This is a genomic window from Kytococcus sp. Marseille-QA3725 (assembly GCF_054950055.1).
Genome location: NZ_JBUCLA010000001.1, coordinates 32,663 through 54,016 on the forward strand (window position 1 = coordinate 32,663; position 21,354 = coordinate 54,016).

The 21,354-nt window shown below is 71.9% G+C and carries 19 protein-coding genes and 1 riboswitch; of the genes, 7 read left to right on the forward strand and 12 right to left on the reverse strand.

What is annotated here, in order from left to right; all coding sequences use genetic code 11:
• Window positions 1–3 precede the first annotated feature (3 nt).
• The 3 genes from ACY8FT_RS00120 to ACY8FT_RS00130 are packed head-to-tail and all read right to left on the reverse strand — an operon-like array spanning window position 4 to window position 1,383.
• Entirely contained in the window at window positions 4–234 is a 231-nt protein-coding gene (locus tag ACY8FT_RS00120) for a hypothetical protein (RefSeq protein WP_462416936.1), read from the reverse strand.
• Window positions 216–734, reverse strand: coding sequence for a hypothetical protein (locus tag ACY8FT_RS00125; RefSeq protein WP_462416937.1), 519 nt, complete (start codon window positions 732–734; stop codon window positions 216–218). The genes ACY8FT_RS00120 and ACY8FT_RS00125 overlap by 19 nt, the downstream gene beginning before the upstream one ends.
• Window positions 727–1,383 (reverse strand): TetR/AcrR family transcriptional regulator, encoded by a 657-nt coding sequence (locus tag ACY8FT_RS00130; protein WP_462416938.1) that lies wholly within the window; start codon window positions 1,381–1,383, stop codon window positions 727–729. Before ACY8FT_RS00130 ends, ACY8FT_RS00125 begins: the two co-directional genes overlap by 8 nt.
• A 211-nt stretch (window positions 1,384–1,594) precedes the next feature.
• On the opposite strand from ACY8FT_RS00130, the gene ACY8FT_RS00135 reads away from it, so the two are divergent.
• The 5 genes from ACY8FT_RS00135 to ACY8FT_RS00155 all read left to right on the forward strand — a co-directional run bounded on the left by ACY8FT_RS00135 (window position 1,595) and on the right by ACY8FT_RS00155 (window position 9,456).
• Window positions 1,595–2,383 (forward strand): ABC transporter ATP-binding protein, encoded by a 789-nt coding sequence (locus ACY8FT_RS00135; RefSeq protein ID WP_462416939.1) that lies wholly within the window; start codon window positions 1,595–1,597, stop codon window positions 2,381–2,383.
• Window positions 2,380–3,111: an ABC transporter permease gene (locus tag ACY8FT_RS00140; RefSeq protein WP_462416940.1), complete on the forward strand. Its 732-nt coding sequence runs from the start codon at window positions 2,380–2,382 to the stop codon at window positions 3,109–3,111. The genes ACY8FT_RS00135 and ACY8FT_RS00140 overlap by 4 nt, the downstream gene beginning before the upstream one ends.
• Before the next feature lie 103 nt (window positions 3,112–3,214).
• Window positions 3,215–4,585, forward strand: a complete 1,371-nt coding sequence (locus ACY8FT_RS00145) for a PhoX family protein (protein WP_462416941.1) — start codon at window positions 3,215–3,217, stop codon at window positions 4,583–4,585.
• Window positions 4,586–5,209: 624 nt separating this feature from the next.
• A riboswitch (cobalamin riboswitch) is annotated at window positions 5,210–5,430 on the forward strand.
• Window positions 5,431–5,650: 220 nt separating this feature from the next.
• Window positions 5,651–8,335: a ribonucleoside-diphosphate reductase subunit alpha gene (locus ACY8FT_RS00150; RefSeq protein WP_462416942.1), complete on the forward strand. Its 2,685-nt coding sequence runs from the start codon at window positions 5,651–5,653 to the stop codon at window positions 8,333–8,335.
• Between the two features lie 47 nt (window positions 8,336–8,382).
• Entirely contained in the window at window positions 8,383–9,456 is a 1,074-nt protein-coding gene (locus ACY8FT_RS00155) for a ribonucleotide-diphosphate reductase subunit beta (protein ID WP_462416943.1), read from the forward strand.
• Window positions 9,457–9,573: 117 nt separating this feature from the next.
• Here ACY8FT_RS00155 and ACY8FT_RS00160 read toward each other — a convergent pair whose 3' ends face one another.
• From ACY8FT_RS00160 to ACY8FT_RS00200, 9 genes are all read right to left on the reverse strand, one after another.
• The gene (locus tag ACY8FT_RS00160; protein ID WP_462416944.1) at window positions 9,574–11,304 is read right to left on the reverse strand and encodes a S8 family peptidase; all 1,731 of its coding nucleotides are present in this window, start codon (window positions 11,302–11,304) and stop codon (window positions 9,574–9,576) included.
• A 295-nt stretch (window positions 11,305–11,599) separates the two neighbouring features.
• Complete coding sequence (locus ACY8FT_RS00165; protein WP_462416945.1) at window positions 11,600–12,832, reverse strand: S8 family peptidase; 1,233 nt, start codon at window positions 12,830–12,832, stop codon at window positions 11,600–11,602.
• A 299-nt stretch (window positions 12,833–13,131) separates the two neighbouring features.
• Window positions 13,132–13,485, reverse strand: coding sequence for a hypothetical protein (locus ACY8FT_RS00170; protein ID WP_462416946.1), 354 nt, complete (start codon window positions 13,483–13,485; stop codon window positions 13,132–13,134).
• A gap of 71 nt (window positions 13,486–13,556) precedes the next feature.
• Entirely contained in the window at window positions 13,557–14,795 is a 1,239-nt protein-coding gene (locus ACY8FT_RS00175; RefSeq protein ID WP_462416947.1) for a S8 family peptidase, read from the reverse strand.
• Window positions 14,796–14,954: 159 nt separating this feature from the next.
• Window positions 14,955–16,247, reverse strand: a complete 1,293-nt coding sequence (locus ACY8FT_RS00180; protein WP_462416948.1) for an MFS transporter — start codon at window positions 16,245–16,247, stop codon at window positions 14,955–14,957.
• 56 nt (window positions 16,248–16,303) lie between these two features.
• Window positions 16,304–17,110, reverse strand: a complete 807-nt coding sequence (locus tag ACY8FT_RS00185; RefSeq protein WP_462416949.1) for an SDR family NAD(P)-dependent oxidoreductase — start codon at window positions 17,108–17,110, stop codon at window positions 16,304–16,306.
• Between the two features lie 22 nt (window positions 17,111–17,132).
• On the reverse strand, window positions 17,133–18,308 hold the full coding sequence (locus ACY8FT_RS00190; protein ID WP_462416950.1) for an acyl-CoA dehydrogenase family protein: 1,176 nt from the start codon (window positions 18,306–18,308) through the stop codon (window positions 17,133–17,135).
• Window positions 18,309–18,366: 58 nt separating this feature from the next.
• A complete protein-coding gene (locus tag ACY8FT_RS00195; protein WP_462416951.1) occupies window positions 18,367–19,278 on the reverse strand; it encodes an SGNH/GDSL hydrolase family protein in 912 nt (303 codons plus the stop codon).
• On the reverse strand, window positions 19,275–19,973 hold the full coding sequence (locus ACY8FT_RS00200; RefSeq protein WP_462416952.1) for a uracil-DNA glycosylase: 699 nt from the start codon (window positions 19,971–19,973) through the stop codon (window positions 19,275–19,277). The genes ACY8FT_RS00195 and ACY8FT_RS00200 overlap by 4 nt, the downstream gene beginning before the upstream one ends.
• 81 nt (window positions 19,974–20,054) lie before the next feature.
• On the opposite strand from ACY8FT_RS00200, the gene ACY8FT_RS00205 reads away from it, so the two are divergent.
• On the forward strand, window positions 20,055–20,357 hold the full coding sequence (locus tag ACY8FT_RS00205; RefSeq protein ID WP_462416953.1) for a DUF3263 domain-containing protein: 303 nt from the start codon (window positions 20,055–20,057) through the stop codon (window positions 20,355–20,357).
• A 12-nt stretch (window positions 20,358–20,369) separates the two neighbouring features.
• Window positions 20,370–21,353, forward strand: coding sequence for a hypothetical protein (locus tag ACY8FT_RS00210; RefSeq protein WP_462416954.1), 984 nt, complete (start codon window positions 20,370–20,372; stop codon window positions 21,351–21,353).
• Window position 21,354: the final 1 nt, after the last annotated feature.

The following is a 21,354-nucleotide window of genomic DNA, read 5'->3' on the forward strand; positions in this document are numbered from 1 at the left end:
CGATCAGGAGCGTGACACCTCCGGCAGGCGGAGGCCCAGGATCGCGCCGGCCACGCCCAGCAGGGTGAGGAAAGTCAGTGGCCACCAGGGGGAGACGCCGGACAGCAGGCCGGCCACGGCGCCGGCGAGCAGCAGCACCACGCCGATCACGGTGTTGCCGGTCGCGGAGGCCACGGCCATCAGGCGGCGCGAGGAGCGGTCGGCCGCGCGGCCCATCAGGCGGCCGCCCAGCATCGAGGCCAGGCCGGTGCCCAGCACGAAGGGGGCCAGTCCGGCGCGGTGCGCAGCAGCGTCCACGGCTGCGGGGGCGTGTGGTCGGCGTCGGGCTCCTGGGCGGGCTCCTCGATGCGTGACCACAGCGCCGCCACCCCGGTGAACAGTCCGGCCGCGCCCGCCGCCTGCACGAGTGCCCCCAGGGCCACCAGTCGGTTGCGTCGGCGCGTCGAGCGGACCCACGGGGTCAGGGCGGACTGCGGCAGCATCGAGCCGGACTCGCGCACCGGCACGAGCAGGCCCACCGTCCAGCCCGGCGCGCCGAGCCCGGTGAGTGCCCAGGTGAGGACGGTGGGGGCGTGGATCAGCTGGTCGGCGGTGTTCAGCAGGGAGGTGGCGCCCAGGATGCGGGTGCCGTTGCGGGGCAGGGCCTCCGTGGCGGCGGGGTCGAGCTGCTCGGTCCCCGCGTCGGGGTCGGTGACGACGCGGTCCCACACGGTCCGGGAGAGGTCCTCACGCACGGTCGTCCTCCGGGGTGGTGCTCGAGTGGGCAGTGTCGCGGCCGGGCTCCGGGTACGCGTCGTCGTGGAGCAGTGCGGTGATCGCGGCGCGGTAGTCCGCGGTGGTGAGGCGCTCCAGCACGGTGGACTGCACGATCCAGCCCTGGGCCAGGCCGAGCAGCGCCGGCAGGGTGCGGCGCGCGCGCTCGGTGGCGGCATCGTGCGGCAGGCCCTGCTCGAGGGCGTACCAGGCGGTCAGGTACTCCAGGGCACCCTGACCCACCTCGCCGAAGACCTTGTGTGCGCGCTCGCCGAGGCCCCGGCTCCGCGCTGCGGTGGCCCAGATCTCCAGCACCAGTGCCCCCTCGGTGCCGTGGGGTAGTCCCTCGATGAAGGTCCCGAGCGCCTCGGCCGGCGGTGGCACCGGGCGCTGCTCGGCGAGCTCGCGCATGCCGTCCAGGCGGGTGCTGATCACGTCGAGTGCCACGGCCAGAACCAGCTCGTCCTTGCTGGCGAAGTAGCCGTAGATCGCGCCGGCCGAGAGGCCTGACACCTCGATGACCCGCGCCATCGAGGTGGCCTGCAGTCCGTCGCGCTGCATGGCCTCGCGGGCGGCGTCGACGATGCGCTGGCGCTGCGCCTCTCGGCGCTCGGGGGTGATCCGGGGCATGGCCACAGGATAGGGAACCGTCGTTCTGTTTGCGCCGTGGGAGCGGCGGGGCCTACGCTGCAGAACGATCATTCGTTTTGCGTGAGGAGCCTCGATGTCCCCCGCCTCCAGCCTCGGCACACCCAGCGCACCCGACGCGGCACCCAACCCGGGGGTTGATCACGTTGACCGGGGTCGGGTCACCGCACTTCAGGCTGAGCCCCCGGACAAGGTGACCAACCCCGCGATCAGCGTCCGCGGCCTCCGCGTCGTGCGGGGTGGCCGGGAGGTGCTCCCCGGTGTCGACCTCGACGTCCCCGCCGGCCGGGTGGTCGGGCTGCTCGGCCCCTCCGGCAGCGGCAAGTCCACGCTCATCCGCTCCGTCGTCGGCGTGCAGAAGGTGGAGGCGGGCGAGGTCACCGTGCTGGGGGAGCCGGCTGGGTCGCCCGCCAACCGGCGCCGGGTCGGGTACGTCACCCAGTCGCCCGCGGTATACGCCGACCTGACCGTGCGCGCGAACCTGCGCTACTTCGCCACGCTGGCCGGGCTGTCCGGCGCCGCCGCCCGCGATGCCGTCGAGCGCACCCTGAGGCAGGTCGATCTGGGATCCCATGTCGACCAGCGCGTCGACGCGCTCTCCGGCGGTCAGGCGGGGCGGGCCTCGCTCGCGGCGGCGCTGGTCGCCGACCCGCAGGTGCTCGTGCTCGACGAGCCGACCGTCGGGCTGGACCCGGTGCTGCGGCGCTCGCTGTGGGAGCTCTTCAGCCGGTTGGCCGCCGAGGGGCGGACCCTGCTCGTCTCCAGCCACGTCATGGACGAGGCGACCCGCTGCGACCGGCTGCTGCTCCTGCGCGAGGGGCGGGTGCTGGCCGACGCCGCGCCCGCCGACCTGCTCGAGCGCACCGACGCCCGCGACGCCGAGGAGGCGTTCCTGCGCCTCATCGAGGATGCCGAGGGCGGGGTGGGTGCCGGTCCGGTCGGTGGCCGCATCGCCCACGAGACCGAGGGGGCCGCCCGATGAACCCCCGCCGCACCCTGGCCACGACCGTCCGCGTCCTGCGGCAGCTACTCGGCGACCCGCGCACCATCGCGCTCATCGTGGTGGTCCCCGCCACGCTGCTCGCCCTGCTCGGCTGGGTCTACGACTTCACCGGTGCGTACGAGCGCATCGGGCCGGTGCTGCTGCCGATCTTCCCCTTCACGGTGATGTTCATCGTCACCTCCATCGCCACCCTGCGGGAGCGGCAGTCCGGCACATTGGAGCGGCTGCTCACCACGCCGATGGCACGGCTGGACCTGTTGGGCGGTTACGCGCTGGCCTTCGGGGCGATGACCGTGCTCCAGATCGTCGCCACCTCGCTCGTGGCGTGGTGGGTAGGCCTCGAGGTGGCCGCGCCGTGGTGGCAGCTCGTGCTGGTGGCGCTGGTGTCCTCCTTCCTGGGCAACGCCCTCGGCCTGCTGGCGAGCGCCTTCGCGCGCACCGAGTTCCAGGCCGTCCAGTTCATGCCCGCCTTCGTGCTGCCGCAGTTCCTGCTCTGCGGACTGCTCGTGCCGCGGGACCGGCTGCCGGGCGTCCTCGAGGGGATCAGCGACGTGCTGCCGCTGAGCTACGCGGTCGACGCCGTCCAGCAGGTGCGGGACGTCGCGGACCCCGGCGCCGACCTCTGGCGACCGGTCGCGGTGCTCCTGGCCTACGCGGTGGTGGCCCTGGTCGGGGCGGCGCTCACCCTGCCGCGGCGGACGGGCTGAGCGGCACACGCTGTTGTCCTGCGGTTCACGTCTCCTCCCCTCCGTGGACACGTCAACTTCCTACGGTGCGGGCGTCCTGTTCCCCTCTCCCACAGGAGCTCACATGTCCCTCCCCGAGATCCCGGCCAGCCGCCGCACCCTCCTCGGTGGTGCTGCCGCGGCCTCCGTGCTCACCCCGCTGCACGCCCTCGGTGCCCGCGCGCAGGGCAACGGTCACGGCCACGAGATGACCCGCCGTCCGCACGGCCCGGGCTACGGCCCGCTGCGCCCGACCAAGGACCAGACCACCGGCCTGGAGCTCATCGCCCTGCCCAAGGGCTTCGAGTACGTCTCCTACGGCTGGACCGGCTCGATGATGGACGACGGCCGCCGCACCCCCGGCGCCCACGACGGCATGGCCGCCTTCCGCGAGGGTGACCAGGTGCGCCTGGTCCGCAACCACGAGCTGCGCAGCGGCGACCGGGCCTTCCACCCCACGCACTACGACGCGACCGCCCCCGGCGGCACCACCACGCTCGTGTTCGACCCGGACCGCGGTGAGTTCACCGAGTCGTACGCCTCGCTGGCCGGCACCGCGGTCAACTGCGCCGGTGGCCCGACCCCGTGGGGCACCTGGCTGTCGTGCGAGGAGACCTTCCACACCAGCGCCACCGGCCAGCGTCACGGCTACGTGTTCGAGGTGCCGACCCACGGCGTCTCCTCGGCCGTGCCGCTGAAGGGCATGGGGCGCTTCGTCCACGAGGCCGTGGCCGTCGACCCGTCGACCGGCATCGTCTACCTCACCGAGGAAGCCACCCCGTCGGGTCTGTACCGCTTCGTGCCGAAGCGTCCGGGCGACCTGGAGGCCGGCGGCATGCTGGAGATGCTGCGCGTCGAGCGTGGCGAGGGCTCCTACGAGACCTACGCCGACGGCACCGGCACCGTGTACGAGACCTCCTGGGTCACCATCGACGAGCCGGACCCGGCCGACGATGGCGTGACCACCGTGGAGCAGGGCCTGGCCAAGGGCGGCGCCGCCTTCGCCCGCCTCGAGGGCGCGTGGTGGGGCAACGGCGTCGTGAACGTCGTCTCCACCAGCGGTGGCCCGGACGAGAACGGCCAGGTCTTCACCTACGACCCGCGCACCGGCCGCCTGGAGATCCTGTTCGCCTCCCCGGACGAGACCGTGCTGGACAACCCGGACAACATCTGCGTCTCCCCGCGCGGCGGCATCGTGCTGTGCGAGGACGGTGGTGGCGACTCATACGTGCACGGCCTGACCACCGACGGCGAGATCTTCCCGTTCGCCCGCAACAACGTGGTCATCCCGCGATCGGGCATGAACGGCTCCACCGTGGAGGCCGGCGACTACCGCACCTCCGAGTGGTGCGGCTCCACGTTCGAGCCGAAGAACGGCAACTGGCTGTTCGTGAACATCCAGACGCCGGGCATCACGCTGGCGATCACCGGCCCGTGGCGCAAGGGCTCGCTCTGACGCGCTGACGCACCGCAGTGCGGCGGGTGCGGGGTCGATGTGGCCCCGCGCCCGCCGTCTTGCGCACCCGGCGCCCGGTGCGGACCCGCCGCGTGTGTCCGTGGCGCACTTCGCCCCACGCCCGCCCGCCGCGCGTCCGTGGGGGCGCTCAACCAGTCCACCAGGCGGCCCGTCGGGACGCCGTCCGGTCACGTTCGCCAGGGTGGGCAGCTTCCTCGGGGGTTGATCACCTTGTCCCGGGGTGGGTCCTGAAGCGACAGGAGTTGACCCGGGTCAAGTGGACCCACCCCGGGGTAGGGGGGGGGTGGCCCAGCGGGTCTGGAGACCTACCGGAGCCGGAATCCCCGTGTTCGCGCCTCCTGGTGCCCAACGCGCCCGTGCCGCCGAGATCGGTGCGATTGTGTCGAACGGAGCCGGTGTAACCGTGCCGCGCCGGAGCTGGCCCGCCTCTACCGACCCGCCTCTGCCGGTGCGCCACCCGCCGGTGCGCCTGTCCGCCCGATTTCGGCGCCAGGCCGCCACGACGGGGTATCCACAACATGTGGGGTTGGTCTGCTCGCGCACCCCTGTATATGGTGCTCCTGCTGGTCCTCGCCGGCGTCGCCACGGGCGATGGGGCATCTCGTGCCCCCTCTCTGACGGGCTGCGCCGGAGAGGGGCAAGAGGGAACCCGGTGCGATTCCGGGACTGCCCCGCAGCGGTATTCGGGAACGACCGCCGTCAACGGCACTGGGTGCAGCCAGCACCCGGGAAGCGACGGCCAGTAGGACCCCGGTGGACGCGACCCACAGGTCCCGCCCACCGGCTCGGCCCCGGCCGGGACGCCCGTGAGTCCGAAGACCTGCCAGCGCCCGGCCGCGACCGCGGTCGGACCGTCGAGCCGCGCGGGACGGCTGGCAGACGAACGTCCGGAGAACGGGCGACCGGTGTCCACGACCCCGGAGCGCCCACAGCCCCAGCGGGGGTGACCCGGCCCCGATGCGGGTGTCCGATGCCGCACCCCTCGCGCGGCGCCCCGGTCGATCGGTGCCTCCACCCCTCGCGGCACGCTCGCGAGGAGAGGGCATGACCACCACGAACTCCGGCGTCCCGGAGGCCACCGCAACCCCCGACGCGCTTGTCGCACCTGCCGCGGCCGCAACCCCCGGCGCACCCGGCGCGCTTGCCGCCCCCGGCGCGCCTGCGCTGCCGAACACCGCCGACCAGCCCACGCTGGACGGCACCCCCACCACCCCCCGCAGCCAGATGCGCGTGGTCAAGCGCAGCGGCGAGCACGAGCAGGTGGACCTCAACAAGATCGTCGTCGCCGTCGAGCGCTGCACCGAGGGCCTGCCCGAGGTCGACCCGATGCGGGTGGCCACCCGCACCATCGCCGGCCTCTACGACGGCGCCACCACCGCCGAGCTCGACCAGCTCGCCATCGCCACCGCCGCGGAGATGACCGCCACCGAGCCGCAGTACTCCCGCCTGGCCGGCCGGCTGCTGGCCGGGGTCATCGACAAGGAGGTCCGCGGGCAGGGCATCGCGTCCTTCAGCCAGTCCGTGCGCGTCGGCCACGAGCAGGGCCTCATCGGCGACGAGACCGCGGAGTTCGTCGCCACCCACCACGCCGCGCTGGACGAGGCCGTGCGCCGCGCCCAGGTCGCCCACGCCGACCACCGCTTCGACTACTTCGGCCTTCGCACGGTCCAGGACCGCTACCTGCTGCGCCACCCGCTCACTCGTGCCGTGATCGAGTCGCCCCAGTACTGGCTGATGCGGGTCTCCTCCGGCCTGTCGCACACCGCCGACGAGGCCGTCGAGTTCTTCGAACTGCTCTCCTCGCTGGCCTACCTGCCCAGCTCGCCGACCCTGTTCAACTCCGGCACCCGCCACACGCAGATGTCTAGCTGCTACCTCATCGACTCCCCACGGGACGAGCTCGACTCCATCTACGAGCGCTACCACCAGGTGGCCAAGCTGTCGAAGTTCGCCGGCGGCATCGGGCTGGCGTTCAGCCGCATCCGCTCCCGCGGCGCGCTGATCCGCGGCACCAACGGGCACTCCAACGGCATCGTGCCGTGGCTGCGCACGCTGGACGCCTCGGTGGCCGCGGTCAACCAGGGCGGGCGGCGCAAGGGCGCGGCGTGCATCTACCTCGAGCCCTGGCACCCGGACGTCGAGGAGTTCCTGGAGCTGCGCGACAACACCGGCGAGGACGCCCGCCGTACCCACAACCTCAACCTCGCCCACTGGATCCCAGACGAGTTCATGCGTCGGGTCGAGGCCGACGAGGAGTGGAGCCTCATCGACCCCGACGCGGTGCCCGAGCTGCCCGACCTGTGGGGTCCGGCCTTCGACGAGGCGTACCGCGCGGCCGAGGCGCGGGGTGACGTGGTGCGCACCGTCTCCGCCCGCGCCCTCTACGGCCGGATGATGCGGACCCTCGCCCAGACCGGCAACGGCTGGATGACCTTCAAGGACCGCGCCAACGAGGCGTGCAACCAGACCAGCGACGACCAGGCGCCGCGGGTGATGCCCGACGGCACCACCGAGCCCGCCCCGGTGGTGCACCTGAGCAACCTGTGCACCGAGATCATCGAGGTGACCAGCGACTCCGAGACCGCCGTGTGCAACCTGGGCTCCGTGAACCTCGCAGCGCACCTGCGCTGGTCCGACGGCACGACCGGCGTCCGGCCGCTGGACCCGGCGGCCACCGCGACCGGTCTGGACACCGAGCGGCTGCGTTCCACGGTGCGACTGGCCGTCACCTACCTGGACCGCGTCATCGACATCAACTACTACCCGAGCGAGCAGGCCGCGGCCTCCAACCCGCGCTGGCGCCCGATCGGGCTGGGCTCGATGGGGCTGCAGGACGTGTTCTTCGCCCTGCGGATGCCGTTCGACGCACCCGAGGCGCGCGAGCTGAGCACCCGCATCGCCGAGGAGATCCAGCTCTCGGCCCTCGAGCGCTCCGCCGAGCTGGCCGCCCAGCACGGTGCGCACCCGGCGTTCGCCGAGACGCGGGCGGCCCGCGGTCAGCTGCAGCACGACGTCCACGGCGTCACTCCGACGCAGACCGCGCGCTGGGCCGCCGTGCGTGCTGCGATCGCCGAGCACGGGCTGCGCAACTCGCTGATGATCGCCATCGCCCCGACGGCGACGATCGCCTCCATCGCCGGCTGCTACGAGTGCATCGAGCCGCAGGTGAGCAACCTGTTCAAGCGGGAGACGCTCTCGGGGGAGTTCATGCAGGTGAACTCCGCCCTGGTGCGCGAGCTCAAGGGGCTGGGGCTGTGGACCGATGCGGTGCGCGAGAAGCTCAAGGCCGACAACGGCTCGGTGGCCGGCATCGCCGACCTGCCGGAGGAAACCCGTCGGCTGTTCCGCACCGCCTGGGAGCTGCCGCAGAAGGCCCTCATCGAGATGGCCGCGGCCCGGCAGGCGTTCATCGACCAGAGCCAGAGCCTCAACCTGTTCATCGAGTCGCCCAGCATCAACAAGCTCTCCTCGATGTACCTGTACGCGTGGAAGGCCGGGCTGAAGACCACCTACTACCTGCGCAGCCGGCCGGCCACGCGCATCCAGCAGGCCACCGTCGCGGGAGCGCGTGCGGCCAGCGCCTGGGGCGGTGTGCCGGAGTCCGCTGCCGTCGGCGCCGCGCCCGGGACGTCAGCCGACGACGCCGCCGCGCCGCCGCGCACGTTCACCGATGCCGAGGCCCTCGCCTGCTCGCTGGAGAACCCCGAGTCCTGCGAGGCCTGCGAGTGAACGACGCGACCGGCACCCACCACGCACCCACGCACGAGGAGACGACGATGACCGACCACACCCCCACCACCCCCGAGACGACCACCGCCCACGACCTGCGCGACGCGGTGAAGCAGGGCTCCACCCTGCTGGACCCGGGTATGTCCCTGACCCTGCGGCCCATGCGGTACCCGCAGTTCCACGACATGTTCCGCGACGCCATCAAGAACACCTGGACGGTCGAGGAGATCGACCTCCACAGCGACCTGTCCGACCTGCACAACAGGCTCACCCCGGCCGAGCGCCACCTGGTGAGCCGTCTGGTCGCGTTCTTCGCCACCGGCGACACCATCGTGGCGAACAACCTGGTGCTCAACCTGTACGAGCACATCAACTCCCCGGAGGCGCGGATGTACCTCTCGCGCCAGCTCTTCGAGGAGGCCGTCCACATCCAGTTCTACCTGACCCTGCTGGACACATACGTGCCGGACGAGGACGAGCGCTTCGAGGCCTTCGCCGCCGTGGAGAACATCCCGTCCATCCGCACCAAGGCCGAGTTCATGTACCGGTGGATCGACTCGATCGAGCACCTCGGCCGGCTGGAGACCAAGGAGCAGCGGCGCCAGTTCCTGCTCAACCTCATCTGCTTCGGCACCTGCATCGAGGGTCTGTTCTTCTACGGTGCGTTCGCTTACGTGTACTTCCTGCGCAGCCGCGGCCTGCTCAACGGGCTGGCCTCGGGGACCAACTGGGTGTTCCGCGACGAGTCCATGCACATGGCCTTCGCCTTCGAGGTGGTGGAGACCGTGCGCTCGCAGGAGCCCGACCTGTTCGATGCCGAGATGGCCGGTCAGGTGCGCCAGATGCTCACCGAGGCCGTGGACGCCGAGGCGGAGTTCGCCGAGGACCTCCTCGGGGGCGGCGTGGCCGGGCTCTCGGTGGCCGACATGCGGGCCTACCTGGAGTCGGTGGCCGACCGCCGTGCCGTGCAGCTGGGCATGCCGGAGATCTACGGCACCAAGAACCCGCTGGCATTCATGGAGCTGCAGGACGTGCAGGAGCTGTCCAACTTCTTCGAGCGCCGCGTGTCCGCCTACCAGGTCGGCGTGGAGGGCAGCGTCTCGTTCGACGAGGACTTCTGAGCCGACGCGCTCGCGCCGAGCGCACGTGAACGGCCGGTGGCCCCATCCCGGGGAGGGATGGGGCCACCGGCCGTTCGGGGGAATCACGCGGGTCCGCGGGTGGGACCGGGAGGGGCGTCAGCGCACCGCCACGTCGTCCACCAGAAAGGTGGTCGGGGTGGAGGAGTCCTCCGTCGCGCTGAACTCGACCACGACGCTCTGGCCGGCGTAGGCCGACAGGTCCAGCGACTCGGTGCCGTACTCGGTGGCGTGGTCGCCGTTGGAGTAGGTGCCCAGGACGTCCAGCAGCTTGCCGTCGGTGTCCCGCACCTCCACCTGCAGCTGGTCGTAGCGGTAGTAGTCGTAGCCCTCCTCGGTCTCCACGCGCAGCTGGAACTCCAGCGCCGTGGCGTCGGCCGGGACGGTGACCTCCTGGCCGACGGCCTCGGTGGAGGAGGCACCGTTGCCGCCGAGCTCGAGCTTGCCCGAGCCGGAGGCGGCGGACAGGCCGGTAGTGGTGATGGCGTCGGTGTCACCCGTCCAGCCGGTGGCGCCGTCCTCGAAGCCGCCGTTGACGAGGCTCTCACCGGGGGCGGGGTCACCCGGGTTGCCCGGGTCGGTCTCGCCACCGGTCAGGGCGGTGGTGTTCAGCATCAGGTTCGGCGAACCGTTCACACCGCTGATCGCGTCCGGGGTGGCGGTCGACAGGACCGCGTCGGTGACCTCGCTGACCGAGGCGTTCGGGTTCTTCTCCAGGAACAGGGCCACGGCACCGGCGACGTGCGGGGAGGCCATCGAGGTGCCGGAGATCGTGTTGGTGGCGGTGTCGCCGGTCATCCATGCCGAGGTGATGTCCGAGCCGGGGGCCAGGATGTCGACGCAGGTGCCGAAGTTGGAGAAGTAGGACAGGCCGTCGGTGTCGTCGGTGGAGCCGACGGTGATCGCGGACTGGGCGCGGGCCGGGGAGTAGTTGCAGGCGTCGTCGGTGTCGTTGCCGGCGGCCACGACGGTGGTGACACCCGCGGCGACCAGGCGGTCGACGGCCTCGTCCTGGGAGGCGTGCGCGCCGCCACCGAGGCTCATGTTCGCGACGGAGGGGCCGGTGTGGTTCTCGGCCACCCAGTCCATGGCGGCGACGATGCCGGCGATGGAGCCACGGCCGTCGCAGCCCAGCACGCGGGCGGGGACGATGTCGACGCCCTTGGCCACGCCGTAGGTGGAGCCGGCGACGGTGCCGGCGACGTGGGTGCCGTGGCCCTGGCAGTCGTTGGTGCCGTTGCCGTCGTCGATGGCGGTGACGCCCGGCTTCACGCGACCGGAGAACTCCGAGTGCGAGCTGCGCAGACCGGTGTCGAGGACGTAGGCGGTCACGCCCGCACCGGTGCCCTCGTAGTTGTAGGTGCCGTCCAGGGGCAGGGCCTCCTGGTCGACGCGGTCCAGGCCCCAGGTGGCGTCCGCCTGGGTCTCGCTGACGCTCACGATCTCGTTGCGCTCCACCACGGCGACGGCCGGGTCGCCCTCGAGGTCCTTCAGCTCCTCGGCGCTCAGGTCGGCCGAGAAGCCGCCGAGGGACTCGAAGCGCTGCTTCACGTCGACGCCCTTGGCGGCGAACTTGTCGGCCTGCTGCTGGGTGGTCTGGGCCACGGCGGCCTTGGCGGTGGCGTTGGCCATGGCGGCCGGGCCCTTCGTGGCCTGCTCGGGCAGCTCGAGCATGACGATGTACTCGCCGTCCTGCACGTCCAGGACTTCCGCGCCCTGGGCGGTGGAGAAGGCGTCTGCGGGAGCGCTCGGGGCGGCGGTGGCGCTGGTGGAGCCGAGGGTCAGGGCGGTGGCGGCCGCGAGGCCGAGCGTGGTGCGCACGGAGTGCATGTGTGTTCCTTCGGGAGGGGAGGGACCGGATGGGAGTACCCGGTAGGGGTACCGACTAGCGGTGGTTCGGATGCTAGGGCAGCGGGAGGTCTTTGGGGGGAGCTTTTGGTGATCTGGCAGGGACTCCTGAGAAAGCCCTTACCCGGTTGGGGTCGTCGTCAGCACAAGGTCAGGAAACGGTCATGTGCAGGTCGGTGCGTACCGGGTACCTGGATCGTGGCCGCACACGAACGGCCGCCGGCCCGCCCACGAGGGGCGGACCGGCGGTCGGAGGGGAGTGAGCGCTGTGTCAGGGTCAGCTGCCGGAGGCCTTGAGGGCGTTCAGCAGCAGGTTCGGGGAGCCGTTCACCTTGTCGATGGCGTCCTTGGTGGCCGTCTCGGTGAGCGTCTTGGTGATCTCCTCGGGCTTGGCCTCGGCGTTCTTCTCCAGGGCCAGGGCGGCGCCACCGGCGACGTGCGGGGAGGCCATCGAGGTGCCGGAGATGGTGTTGGTGGCGTCGTCGGAGTCCTTCCAGGCCGAGGTGATGTCCACGCCCGGGGCCAGGATGTCGACGCACTCACCGAAGTTGGAGAACTCGGCCAGGACGTCCTGGTTGTCGGTGGCACCGACCGTGATGGCCTTGTCGGAGGCGGCCGGGGAGTGGTTGCAGGCGTCGTCGGTGTCGTTGCCCGCGGCCACGGCGGTGACCACACCGGCGTCGACCAGGCGGTTGGTGGCCTCGTCCATGGCCTCGAGCTTGCCGCCACCGAGGCTCATGTTGGCCACGTCCGGGCCGGGGGCCTTGGCGGCATCGTCCATGACCCACTCCATCGCGGCCATGATGCCCAGGACCGAGCCGGAGCCGTCGCAGTCCAGCACGCGAACCGGCTTCAGGTCGACGCCCTTGGCGACGCCGTACTCCTTGCCGCCGACGGTGGCGGCGACGTGGGTGCCGTGGCCCTGGCAGTCGTCGGTGCCCTTGCCGTCGTCGACGACGGTGTGACCCTCGCTCACCCGGCCCTCCAGGTCGGCGTGGGAGGCGCGGATGCCGGTGTCGATGATGTAGGCGGTCACGCCCTTGCCGGTGGCGTCGTGGTTGTAGGTCTTGTCCAGGGGCAGGGCCTCCTGGTCGACGCGGTCCAGGCCCCAGGTGGCGTCCTCCTGGGCCTCGTTCATGGTGACCTTCTGGTCCTTCTGGACCGAGGCGACGGCCGGGTCGTTCTCCAGCTCGGCGACCTGCTCGGCGGTCAGGTTGGCGGTGAAGCCACCCAGGTTCTTGAACTGTGACTGGACGTTCATGCCCTGGTCGGAGAACTTGGCGGCCTGGGTCTCGGTGGTGGAGGCGACGGCGGCCTTCGCGGAGGCGGTCGACAGGTCGCCAGCGGCCTGCTTCGGCAGGTTCAGCATGACGACGTAGTCGCCGCTCTGCGAGGCGCTGGCCTCGGTGCCGGCGTCGGCGGAGAAGTACGGGGTGGCGGTCGCGGTGCCGGCGCTCAGGGTCAGGGCCGCGGCAGTGGCGAGCCCGAAGGCGGTGCGGGACATGCTCATGAGGGACTCCTGGGAGAGTGAGTGAGGCCGAGTCGGAGGGGACCGTCGGCTGGGTACGACACGAGTCTCTGCCGCCCTGCACCGCGGGGGAACCGTCTTGACCGAGTCCATGGGGAAACCGGGTCGAACCCGAGGAGGCGGATCGCCCGGAGGATGCTCGCGTTGGGGGAATCCTGAGGTGCCGTGCACCTCTGCTCGAACGACGAGGCCCCCGCGGCCCCCCGGGGAACCGGGGGGCCGCGGGGGCCTCGTGCAGGGGCCGGGATCTCCTTCGGGGGAGATCCTCCGCCCGGAGCGGGTCAGCCGTGGAGGGCGACGTCGTCGATGAGGAAGGAGGTCTGGTTGGCCTTGTCCTCGGTGGAGGTGAAGCGGAGCGTGGCGGTGTCGCCGGCGTGGGCGGAGAGGTCGTAGCTCCTGGAGGTGCAGTCGGTCGTCTCGTCGAGGTTGCTGTGGGAACCGAGGGTCTGCAGGACGGTGCCGGCGGTGGTGTTCAGCAGCAGGTTCGGCGAACTGTTCAGGCCGGACAGCGGCCCTCGGGCGCGTTGGAGAGCGCGCCATCGGTCACCTGGGCGGTGGCGTCGGGGTTCTGCTCCAGGTGGAGCGCGACGGCATCGGCGACGTGTGGGGTGGCGGCGGCTCGGGGAAGGGCACACGGAAACGGCGGTGCCGGGCCCCCGGAAAGGGGACCCGGCACCGCCGGAGGGGAGTGAGCGCTGTGTCAGGGTCAGCCAGCGGAGACCTTGAGAGCGTTCAGCAGCAGGTTCGGCGAACCGTTGACACCCTCGATGGCGTCCTTGGTCGCGGACTCGGTCAGCGCGGTGGTGACCTCCTCGACGGTGGCGTCGGGGTTCTTCTCCAGGGCCAGGGCGGCGCCACCGGCGACGTGCGGGGAGGCCATCGAGGTACCGGAGATGGTGTTGGTCGCGTCGTCGGAGTCCATCCAGGCCGACGTGATGTCGGTGCCCGGGGCCAGGATGTCGACGCACTCGCCGAAGTTCGAGAAGTCGGACAGCATGTCGCCCTCGGCGGTGGAGCCGACGGTGATGGCGGACTCCGCACGGGCCGGCGAGTAGTTGCAGGCGTCGTCGGTGTCGTTGCCCGCGGCCACGGCGGTCACGACGCCGGCCTCGGTCATGCGGCCGATGGCCTCGTCCAGGGCCTCGTCCACGCCGCCACCCAGGGACATGTTGGCGACCGACGGGGTGTCGCCCTTGTTCTCGATGACCCAGTCCATGGCGGTGATGATGCCGTCGGTGGAGCCGGAGCCCTCGCAGCTCAGCACGCGCACGGGGATGAGGTTGGTGCCCTTGGCGACGCCGAACTCCTTGCCGCCCATGGTGCCGGCGACGTGGGTGCCGTGACCGTTGCAGTCCTCGGTGCCCTGGCCGTCGTCGATGGCGGAGAAGCCCTCGCTGACGCGGCCCTCGAAGTCGGAGTGGGTGGAGCGCACGCCGGTGTCGATGACGTAGGAGTTCACGCCCTCGCCGGTGCCCTCGTAGTTGTAGGTCTGGTCGAGCTCGGGCTCCTCCTGGTCCACGCGGTCCAGGCCCCAGGTGGCGTCGGTCTGCGACTCGGAGGCGGTGACCTCCTTGCTCTTGGTGACGGAGGCGACGGCCGGGTCGTTCTCGAGGTCCTTGACCTGCTCGGCGGTCAGGTTGGCGGTGAAGCCACCCAGCGACTTGAGCTCGTTCTGCACCTCCATGCCCTGGTCGGAGAACTTGGCGACCTGGGTCTCGGTGGTGGAGGCGACGGCGGCCTTCGCGGAGGCGGTCGACAGGTCGCCAGCGGCCTGCTTCGGCAGGTTCAGCATGACGATGTAGTCACCGGCCTGCGAGGCGTCCATGACCTCGGCCTTGGGGGCGCCGGCGTCGGCGTTGAAGGCCGGGGTGGCGGTGGCGGCGCCGGTGCCGAGGGTCAGGGTGGCCGCGGCGGCCAGTCCGAAGATGCTGCGGATGTGGGTCATGCGATTCCTCCTTGACGTCGAGGGCGGTGGTCCCGCCTTCGTGGCGGGAGATCCGCCGTGACAACGATGTTGGGGGAGCGAATCGGCTCGGAGAAGCGGATTGACCGAGTCTTGGGGAAACCGAGGGTGGCTCAGGTGGTGGTCCTAGGCGGTGGCTGATCAGGGGCGCTTGGTGATGCGGGGCCAGTTGCGATTTCCAAACTCTCGGCGCCAGACCTCCCGCCAGGTGGGCACATGGAGGCCGTGGACGTGCCGGGCGCGCGATCGCGTGAGGACGATGCCGAGCGGTCCCAGCAGGTAGGGCACGAGCAGCACGGCCCAGGCGCGGCGGAAGGCGTCCAGCGTGTAGCCCTGCCCCTGCAGGTCCAGGACCAGCCCCATCGCGAGGATGCTCAGGAGCGTCACGCCGAAGCCGGTCATGATGATGACCCCGGTGGCTGTCCCGAGCCGCTCGGAGGGGGAGAAGGTGCGCGCGAAGTCGAAGGCGACGGCCGACCCCGGGCCGCCCGTGGCCAGCCCGATGACCCAGACGGTCAGCAGCCACAGCGGGGCAGGGCCCGGCCACAGCACGACCGCGGCCCAGGGGAGGGCGGTCGAGAGCACGATGAGCAGCACCAGCGTCGAACGGCGCAGGGGGTGGCGCTGGGTCAGGAAGCCCACCGTCGGCCCGGCCACCACACCGAGCAGCACCAGCAGCGTCAGCAGGCCCGAGGCGGTTCCGTCGCTGCGTCCCTCGGCCTGGGTGAGGTAGGGGAAGCCCCACATCATCGCGAAGGTCATGGGCGCGAAGACGGTGGAGGCGTGCGTGAAGGCGCCCAGCCAGGTTCCCGGGTGGCGCAGCACGCTGCCGATGCCTGCGCGGGGGCGACGGTGCCTGACGGGGTCGGTGTCCTCGCTGCCGTCCGCCCGGTGCGGGTGGTCGCGGACGAGCAGGAAGGCCACCGCGGCCGAGACGGCCGCGGTCACGGCGGCGACCAGGAAGGAGGTGGACCACCCGGTCGTGCGCAGGAGCCACACCAGCGGGAAGGCCGAGAGCACCTGCCCGAACTGTCCGGTCAGACCGGTCACCTGGGTCATCACCGGCACCCGGTGCGGTGGGAACCACGCGGGGACGAGGCGGATGACCGACGCGAAGGTCATCGCGTCACCGGCACCGACGAGGACGCGGGCCGCGATGGCGACGCCGAGGTCGGGCGCAAGGGCCATGCCGGTCTGGCCGAGGGCCATGCACACCGCACCGAGACTGATCAGGCGGCGTGAGCCCCAGCGGTCCAGGGCGATGCCGACCGGGATCTGGGCGGCGGAGTAGACGAGCAGCTGCACCACGACGAAGGTTGCGACCACGGAGGCTCCGACTCCGAAGCGCTCGGCGGCGGGGACGGCCGCCACCCCCAGGGAGCTGCGGTGGAACACGGCCACCGCGAAGGCGAAGACGCCGGCGACCCAGACCATCCAGGCCAGTCGCGGCGTCTCCGTCCGATGTTGGGCTGTCGTGTGTGCGGCAGCGCTCACTTCGGCGGCATGCGCAGGGCGCCGTCCAGGCGGATGACCTCGCCGTTGAGCAGGGGGTTGGACACGATGTGCTCCACCAGGGCGGCGTACTCCTCGGGCTTGCCGAGACGCGCCGGGTGCGGCACGAGGGCCTCCAGGGTCTCCTTCACGTCACCGGGCATGCCGGCCATCATCGGGGTCTCCATGACGCCCGGGGCGATGGTCATGACACGGATCTGCGAGGGAGCCAGGTCGCGCGCCGCCGGCAGGGTGAGGGAGGCGATGGCGCCCTTCGAGGAGGCGTAGGCGGCCTGTCCGATCTGGCCGTCGTAGGCCGCCACGGAGGCGGTGTTGACGATGACGCCGCGGTCGCCCTGACCGCGCTCGTCCTCGACCGGCTCATTGGCGGCCATGGCCTCCGCGGCCAGTCGCAGCACGTTGAAGGTGCCGACCAGGTTGATGTCGATCACCGTCTTGTAGGTCTCCAGCGGCAGGACGCCCTTGCGGCCGAGGATCTTGCCCGGCGTGGCGACGCCGGCGCAGTTGACGGCCACCCGCAGGGTGCCCAGCTCCGTGGCGGCGCGCACGGCGGCCGCGACCTGCTCCTCGTCACGCACGTCCGCGCCGGCGAAGACGACGCGGGGGTCGTCTGCGGTCGCGCCGAGCTCCTCGTTGAGGGCGGCTGCGGCCTGCTCACCGGCGTCGCCGGGGAGGTCCACGAGCACGGCCCTGGCGCCCGCGGCGACGAGGCGGCGGGCGGTGGTGTTGCCGAGGCCCTGGGCGCCGCCGGTGACGAGGGCGACGGTGTCGGGGGTGATCTGCATCAGGTTCTCCTGTGGTGGTGGGTCAGCCGAGCGACTTGAGCATGTCGCGGGCGATGACCATGCGCTGGATCTGGTTGGTGCCCTCGAAGATCTGCGTGATCTTCGCGTCGCGGAAGTAGCGCTCCGCCGGGAAGTCGGTGGTGTACCCGTAGCCGCCCAGCACCTGGATGGCGTCGGTGGTCACCTTCATGGCGGTGTCCGAGGCGAACAGCTTGGCGATGGCGGCCTCGCGGCTGAACGGCTTGCCGGCGTCCTTGAGGCGGGCGGCGTGCAGGTAGGTGGACCGTGCGGCGGTGGTCTGGGCCTGCATGTCGGCCAGCATGAACTGCAGCCCCTGGTTGGAGATGACGGGCTTGCCGAACTGCTCGCGCTCCGCGGCGTACTTCAGGGCCAGGTCGGTGGCGGCCTGCGCCAGGCCGGTCGAGGCGGCGGCGATGCCCATGCGGCCGGAGTCCAGGGCCGCCAGGGCGATGTTCAGGCCCTTGCCCGGGGTGCCGATGAGGTGGTCGCCGGGGACGGTGACCTTGTCGTAGATGACCTCGCGGACGGTGTCCGAGTGGAGGCCCATCTTGCGCTCGGGCTCGGCGAAGGTGAAGCCCGGCGTCTCCCCGGGGACGTGGAAGCAGGAGATGCCCTTGCCGTCGTTCTCCCCGGTGCGGGCGAAGGTCGTGTAGAAGTCCGCGTGGCCGGCGTGGGAGATCCACATCTTGCCGCCGGAGATCGCGTACTCCGCGGAGCGGCCGGTCTCGTCGACCTCGCCGGAGCCCACGGCGCGGGTCTTCATGGACGCGACGTCCGAGCCGGCGGCGGGCTCGGACAGGCAGTAGGAGCCGAACCACTTGCCACCAAGCATGTCCGGCAGCCAGCGCTCCTTCTGCTCCTGGGTGCCGTAGTTGAACAGCGGGAAGCAGGTCAGGGCGTGGATCGAGACACCTACGCCGATCGCCATCCACGCGCTGGAGAGCTCCTCGATGCACTGCAGGTACACCTCGTAGGGCTGACCGGCGCCGCCGAACTCCTGCGGGTAGGGCAGTCCGAGAAGTCCTGCGTCGCCGAGGGTCTGGAACACCTCGGTGGGGAACTCGGCCTTCTTCTCGTACTCGTCGGCCTTGGGCGCCACCTCCTTGGTGGCGATGTCGCGGACGAGGGCGATGAGGTCTTCCGACTCGGGGGTCGGCATCAAGCGGGTCACGGCCATGGGCACAGGGTAACGAGGCTCACAGCCCGCGCGTGCACGGCCGTGCCCGGGGAGCCGATCAGGCCGGGGGCCAGGGGGTGAGCGCAGGCAGCTTGCCGTCGCGCCCGTCGCCCGAGGAGCGGCCCGTCACCCGCCGCTTGACCCACGGTCCGGCGTGCGTGCGCGCCCACCGGCGGTGCTCCGCCCAGGTGGGGCGCGGGGCGGTGGCGGCGTCGAGGGGGTGTCGGAAGGTGCCCTCGTCGGCCTCCGGGAAGCCCAGCGCCGCGTGCGCGGCCAGCGCGACGCGCCGGTGTCCCTCGGGGGTCATGTGGATGCGGTCCTCGCCCCACATGCGCCAGTCCTTGAGGAAGTCGAGGTCCCACTGGTTGAGCAGGTGGCAGCCGTGGCGTCCGGCGATGCTCAGCAGGTGGGCGATGTACTGGCCCACCCGGCCGCGGGTGGCGGCGATGATCGGGGCCTCGGCCGGGTCGGTCGGGGTGGCCAGGAGCACGTCCGCCCCGGCCGCCCGCAGGCGGACGACGGCCTGCTCCAGGCCGCGGGCCAGCACGTCGATGTCGGCGCGCGGGCGCAGGATGTCGTTGCCACCGCCCACGATGCTGACCAGCACCGGGGCGTCGGGGCGCTCGTGGCGGGCCTGCTGCACGAGGCCCAGCGCCGTCTCGGTCTGCGGGCCGGCGACGTCGTCCAGCTTGCGGCCGCGGACCGCGAGGTTCGCGTAGCGGAAACCGGGTTCGCCGGGGCCCGGCACCGGGGCGCTCTGCGCCAGCATCGTGGCCAGCCGGTCGGCCCAGCCGCGGAACTCACCGGCAGCCGGTGAGTCGTCGTCGCACATCCCCTCGGTGAACGAGTCGCCCACGGCGACGTAGGTGCCCCACGGGCGCGGGGTGGTGGCGAGGTGCCGCAGCGGTCCGGGGAGGGTGTGCAGGGGTGCGTTCACGTCCTCGGTGGAGGGGGCGGTGTGCTCGCTCAAGGCAGGCTCCAGTCGATGGGGTCGGCGCCCTGCTCGGTCAGGAGGGCGTTGGTGCGGGAGAACGGGCGCGAGCCGTGGAATCCGTGGCGGGCGCTCATCGGGGAGGGGTGGGGCGACTCCACGCACGGGATCGGTGCCAGCAGCGGGGCCAGGTTGCGTGCGTCGCGCCCCCACAGGATCGCGACCAGCGGCTGCCCCCGGGAGGCGCGCTCGGCCAGCGCGCGGATGGCCAGCTCCGTGATGGACTCCCAGCCCTTGCCCCGGTGCGAGGCCGGCGAGCCGGGCGCCACCGTGAGGCACCGGTTGAGCAGCATCACGCCGCGGTGGAACCACGGGGTGAGGTCCCCGCTGGTGGGGCGCTCGCAGCCGGTGTCCTCGACGAGCTCGGTGAAGATGTTCTGCAGGCTGCGGGGGACCGGGCGGACGTCCGGCGCGACCGAGAAGCTCAGGCCCACCGCGTGGCCGGGGGTGGGGTACGGGTCCTGCCCCACGACCAGGACGCGCACGGCGTCGAGCGGCATGGAGAAGGCGCGCAGGACGTTCTCGCCGGCCGGGAGGTAACCGCGGCCGGCGGCGTTCTCGGCGCGGAGGAAGTCACCCAGCTCGGCGAGGGTCCCGGCGGCCGGCTCGAGTGCCGGGACCCAGGACTCGTGCACCCTGCCGGCGAAGGTCGGGGCGTCGGGGGTCTGGCTCACGGGGCACACCGTACGCGGACCCGTGGGGGCGTGCTGCAGCGTAATGACACGCGTGTGATTCCGCCGGTAGACTCGCCCCTCATGGGTGCAGTGGAGCAGCGTGAGCAGGTCGTCGACGCGGGGAGCTCGGAGGAGCTGACCGCGCAGGACCGGGAGATCCTGGCCTTCGAGCGGCAGGCCTGGCGCTATGCCGGGGCCAAGGAGCAGGAGATCCGCGAACTCTTCGGGCTCACCACCACGCAGTACTACCAGCGACTCAACCGGCTGCTGGACTCCGAGGCCGCGCTGGCCGCCGACCCGTTGCTGGTCAAGCGGCTGCGGCGTCAGCGGGACGCCCGCCACACCACCCGCCTGGAGGCACGCAACCGCTCCCGCGGGCACTGAGCCCCGATCACGGTGGAGAGCGCATCGCAGGGGGCGGCGCCGGAGGGGCCGGGGGAGCAGGGCGACGACGAGAAGGTCAGCGCCTACGAGCGTGCCGAGCGCTGGGTGGGGACGGTGCAGGGGCGCCGCGTCGAGGGGCGTTTCCTCAAGGACTGGCCCGAGAAGAAGGCCTGGCTGCTGGTCGACGACGTCTGCGTGGGGCGGGCCGAGGACGACGACACGATCCGGGTCCACGCGACCTCGGGCACTCTGGACAACGTGGGGTGGAGTGCCGCGGAGCGCGAGCGCGTCGGCTTCGGGGAGGGGGCCACCCTGGAGGTGCGTCACGCGCGGGGGACGGCCATGGACATGGACCTCGTGCCCGGCATCGTGCACCTCTCGAGCGAGGGGCTGGGGCGCGGACGGATGGTGTCCCTGACCCCGCCGGCCGGGAGCCCCGCCGAGCGCTTCCACGCGCTGCGCGACCGGCGGCCGAGGCTGGCCGCGGCGCGCTTCCTGGTGATGAAGCTCGGCTGGCTGCTGTGGGCCGCGGTGATGCTGGTGCTCGGCCCGCTCCTCGACCGGATCATGGCGTGGCTCGAGCGGCACATGCCGCACATCCCGTGGCCCCGGATCCCGTGGCCGGACATCACCTGGCCCGACGTCCACCTGCCGCGGATCCCCTGGCCGAGCCTGCCCAGCATCCCGTGGCCGAACATCCCCTGGCCCGACCTCTCCTGGCTCTGGCACTGGCTGAGCCCGCTGCGGCCGGTGCTGCTGTGGATCCTGGACAACGACAAGCTGATCTTCGGCGTGATCGTCGGACTGGCCCTGGCGCGGGGCGAGCTCAAGCGCCAGCGGGCCCGCCGGGAGGCCGCGGAGGCCGAGCGCCGCGAGGAGCTGCAGCGGCTGGCCTCGGCCATGCAGCAGGTGGTCGACCGCGGGCAGGCGCACCCGGGTCGGACCGCCTCCCGGGGATCGGCCCGTCAGGGCACGGACCGGTCGGCGGAGGGCTGAC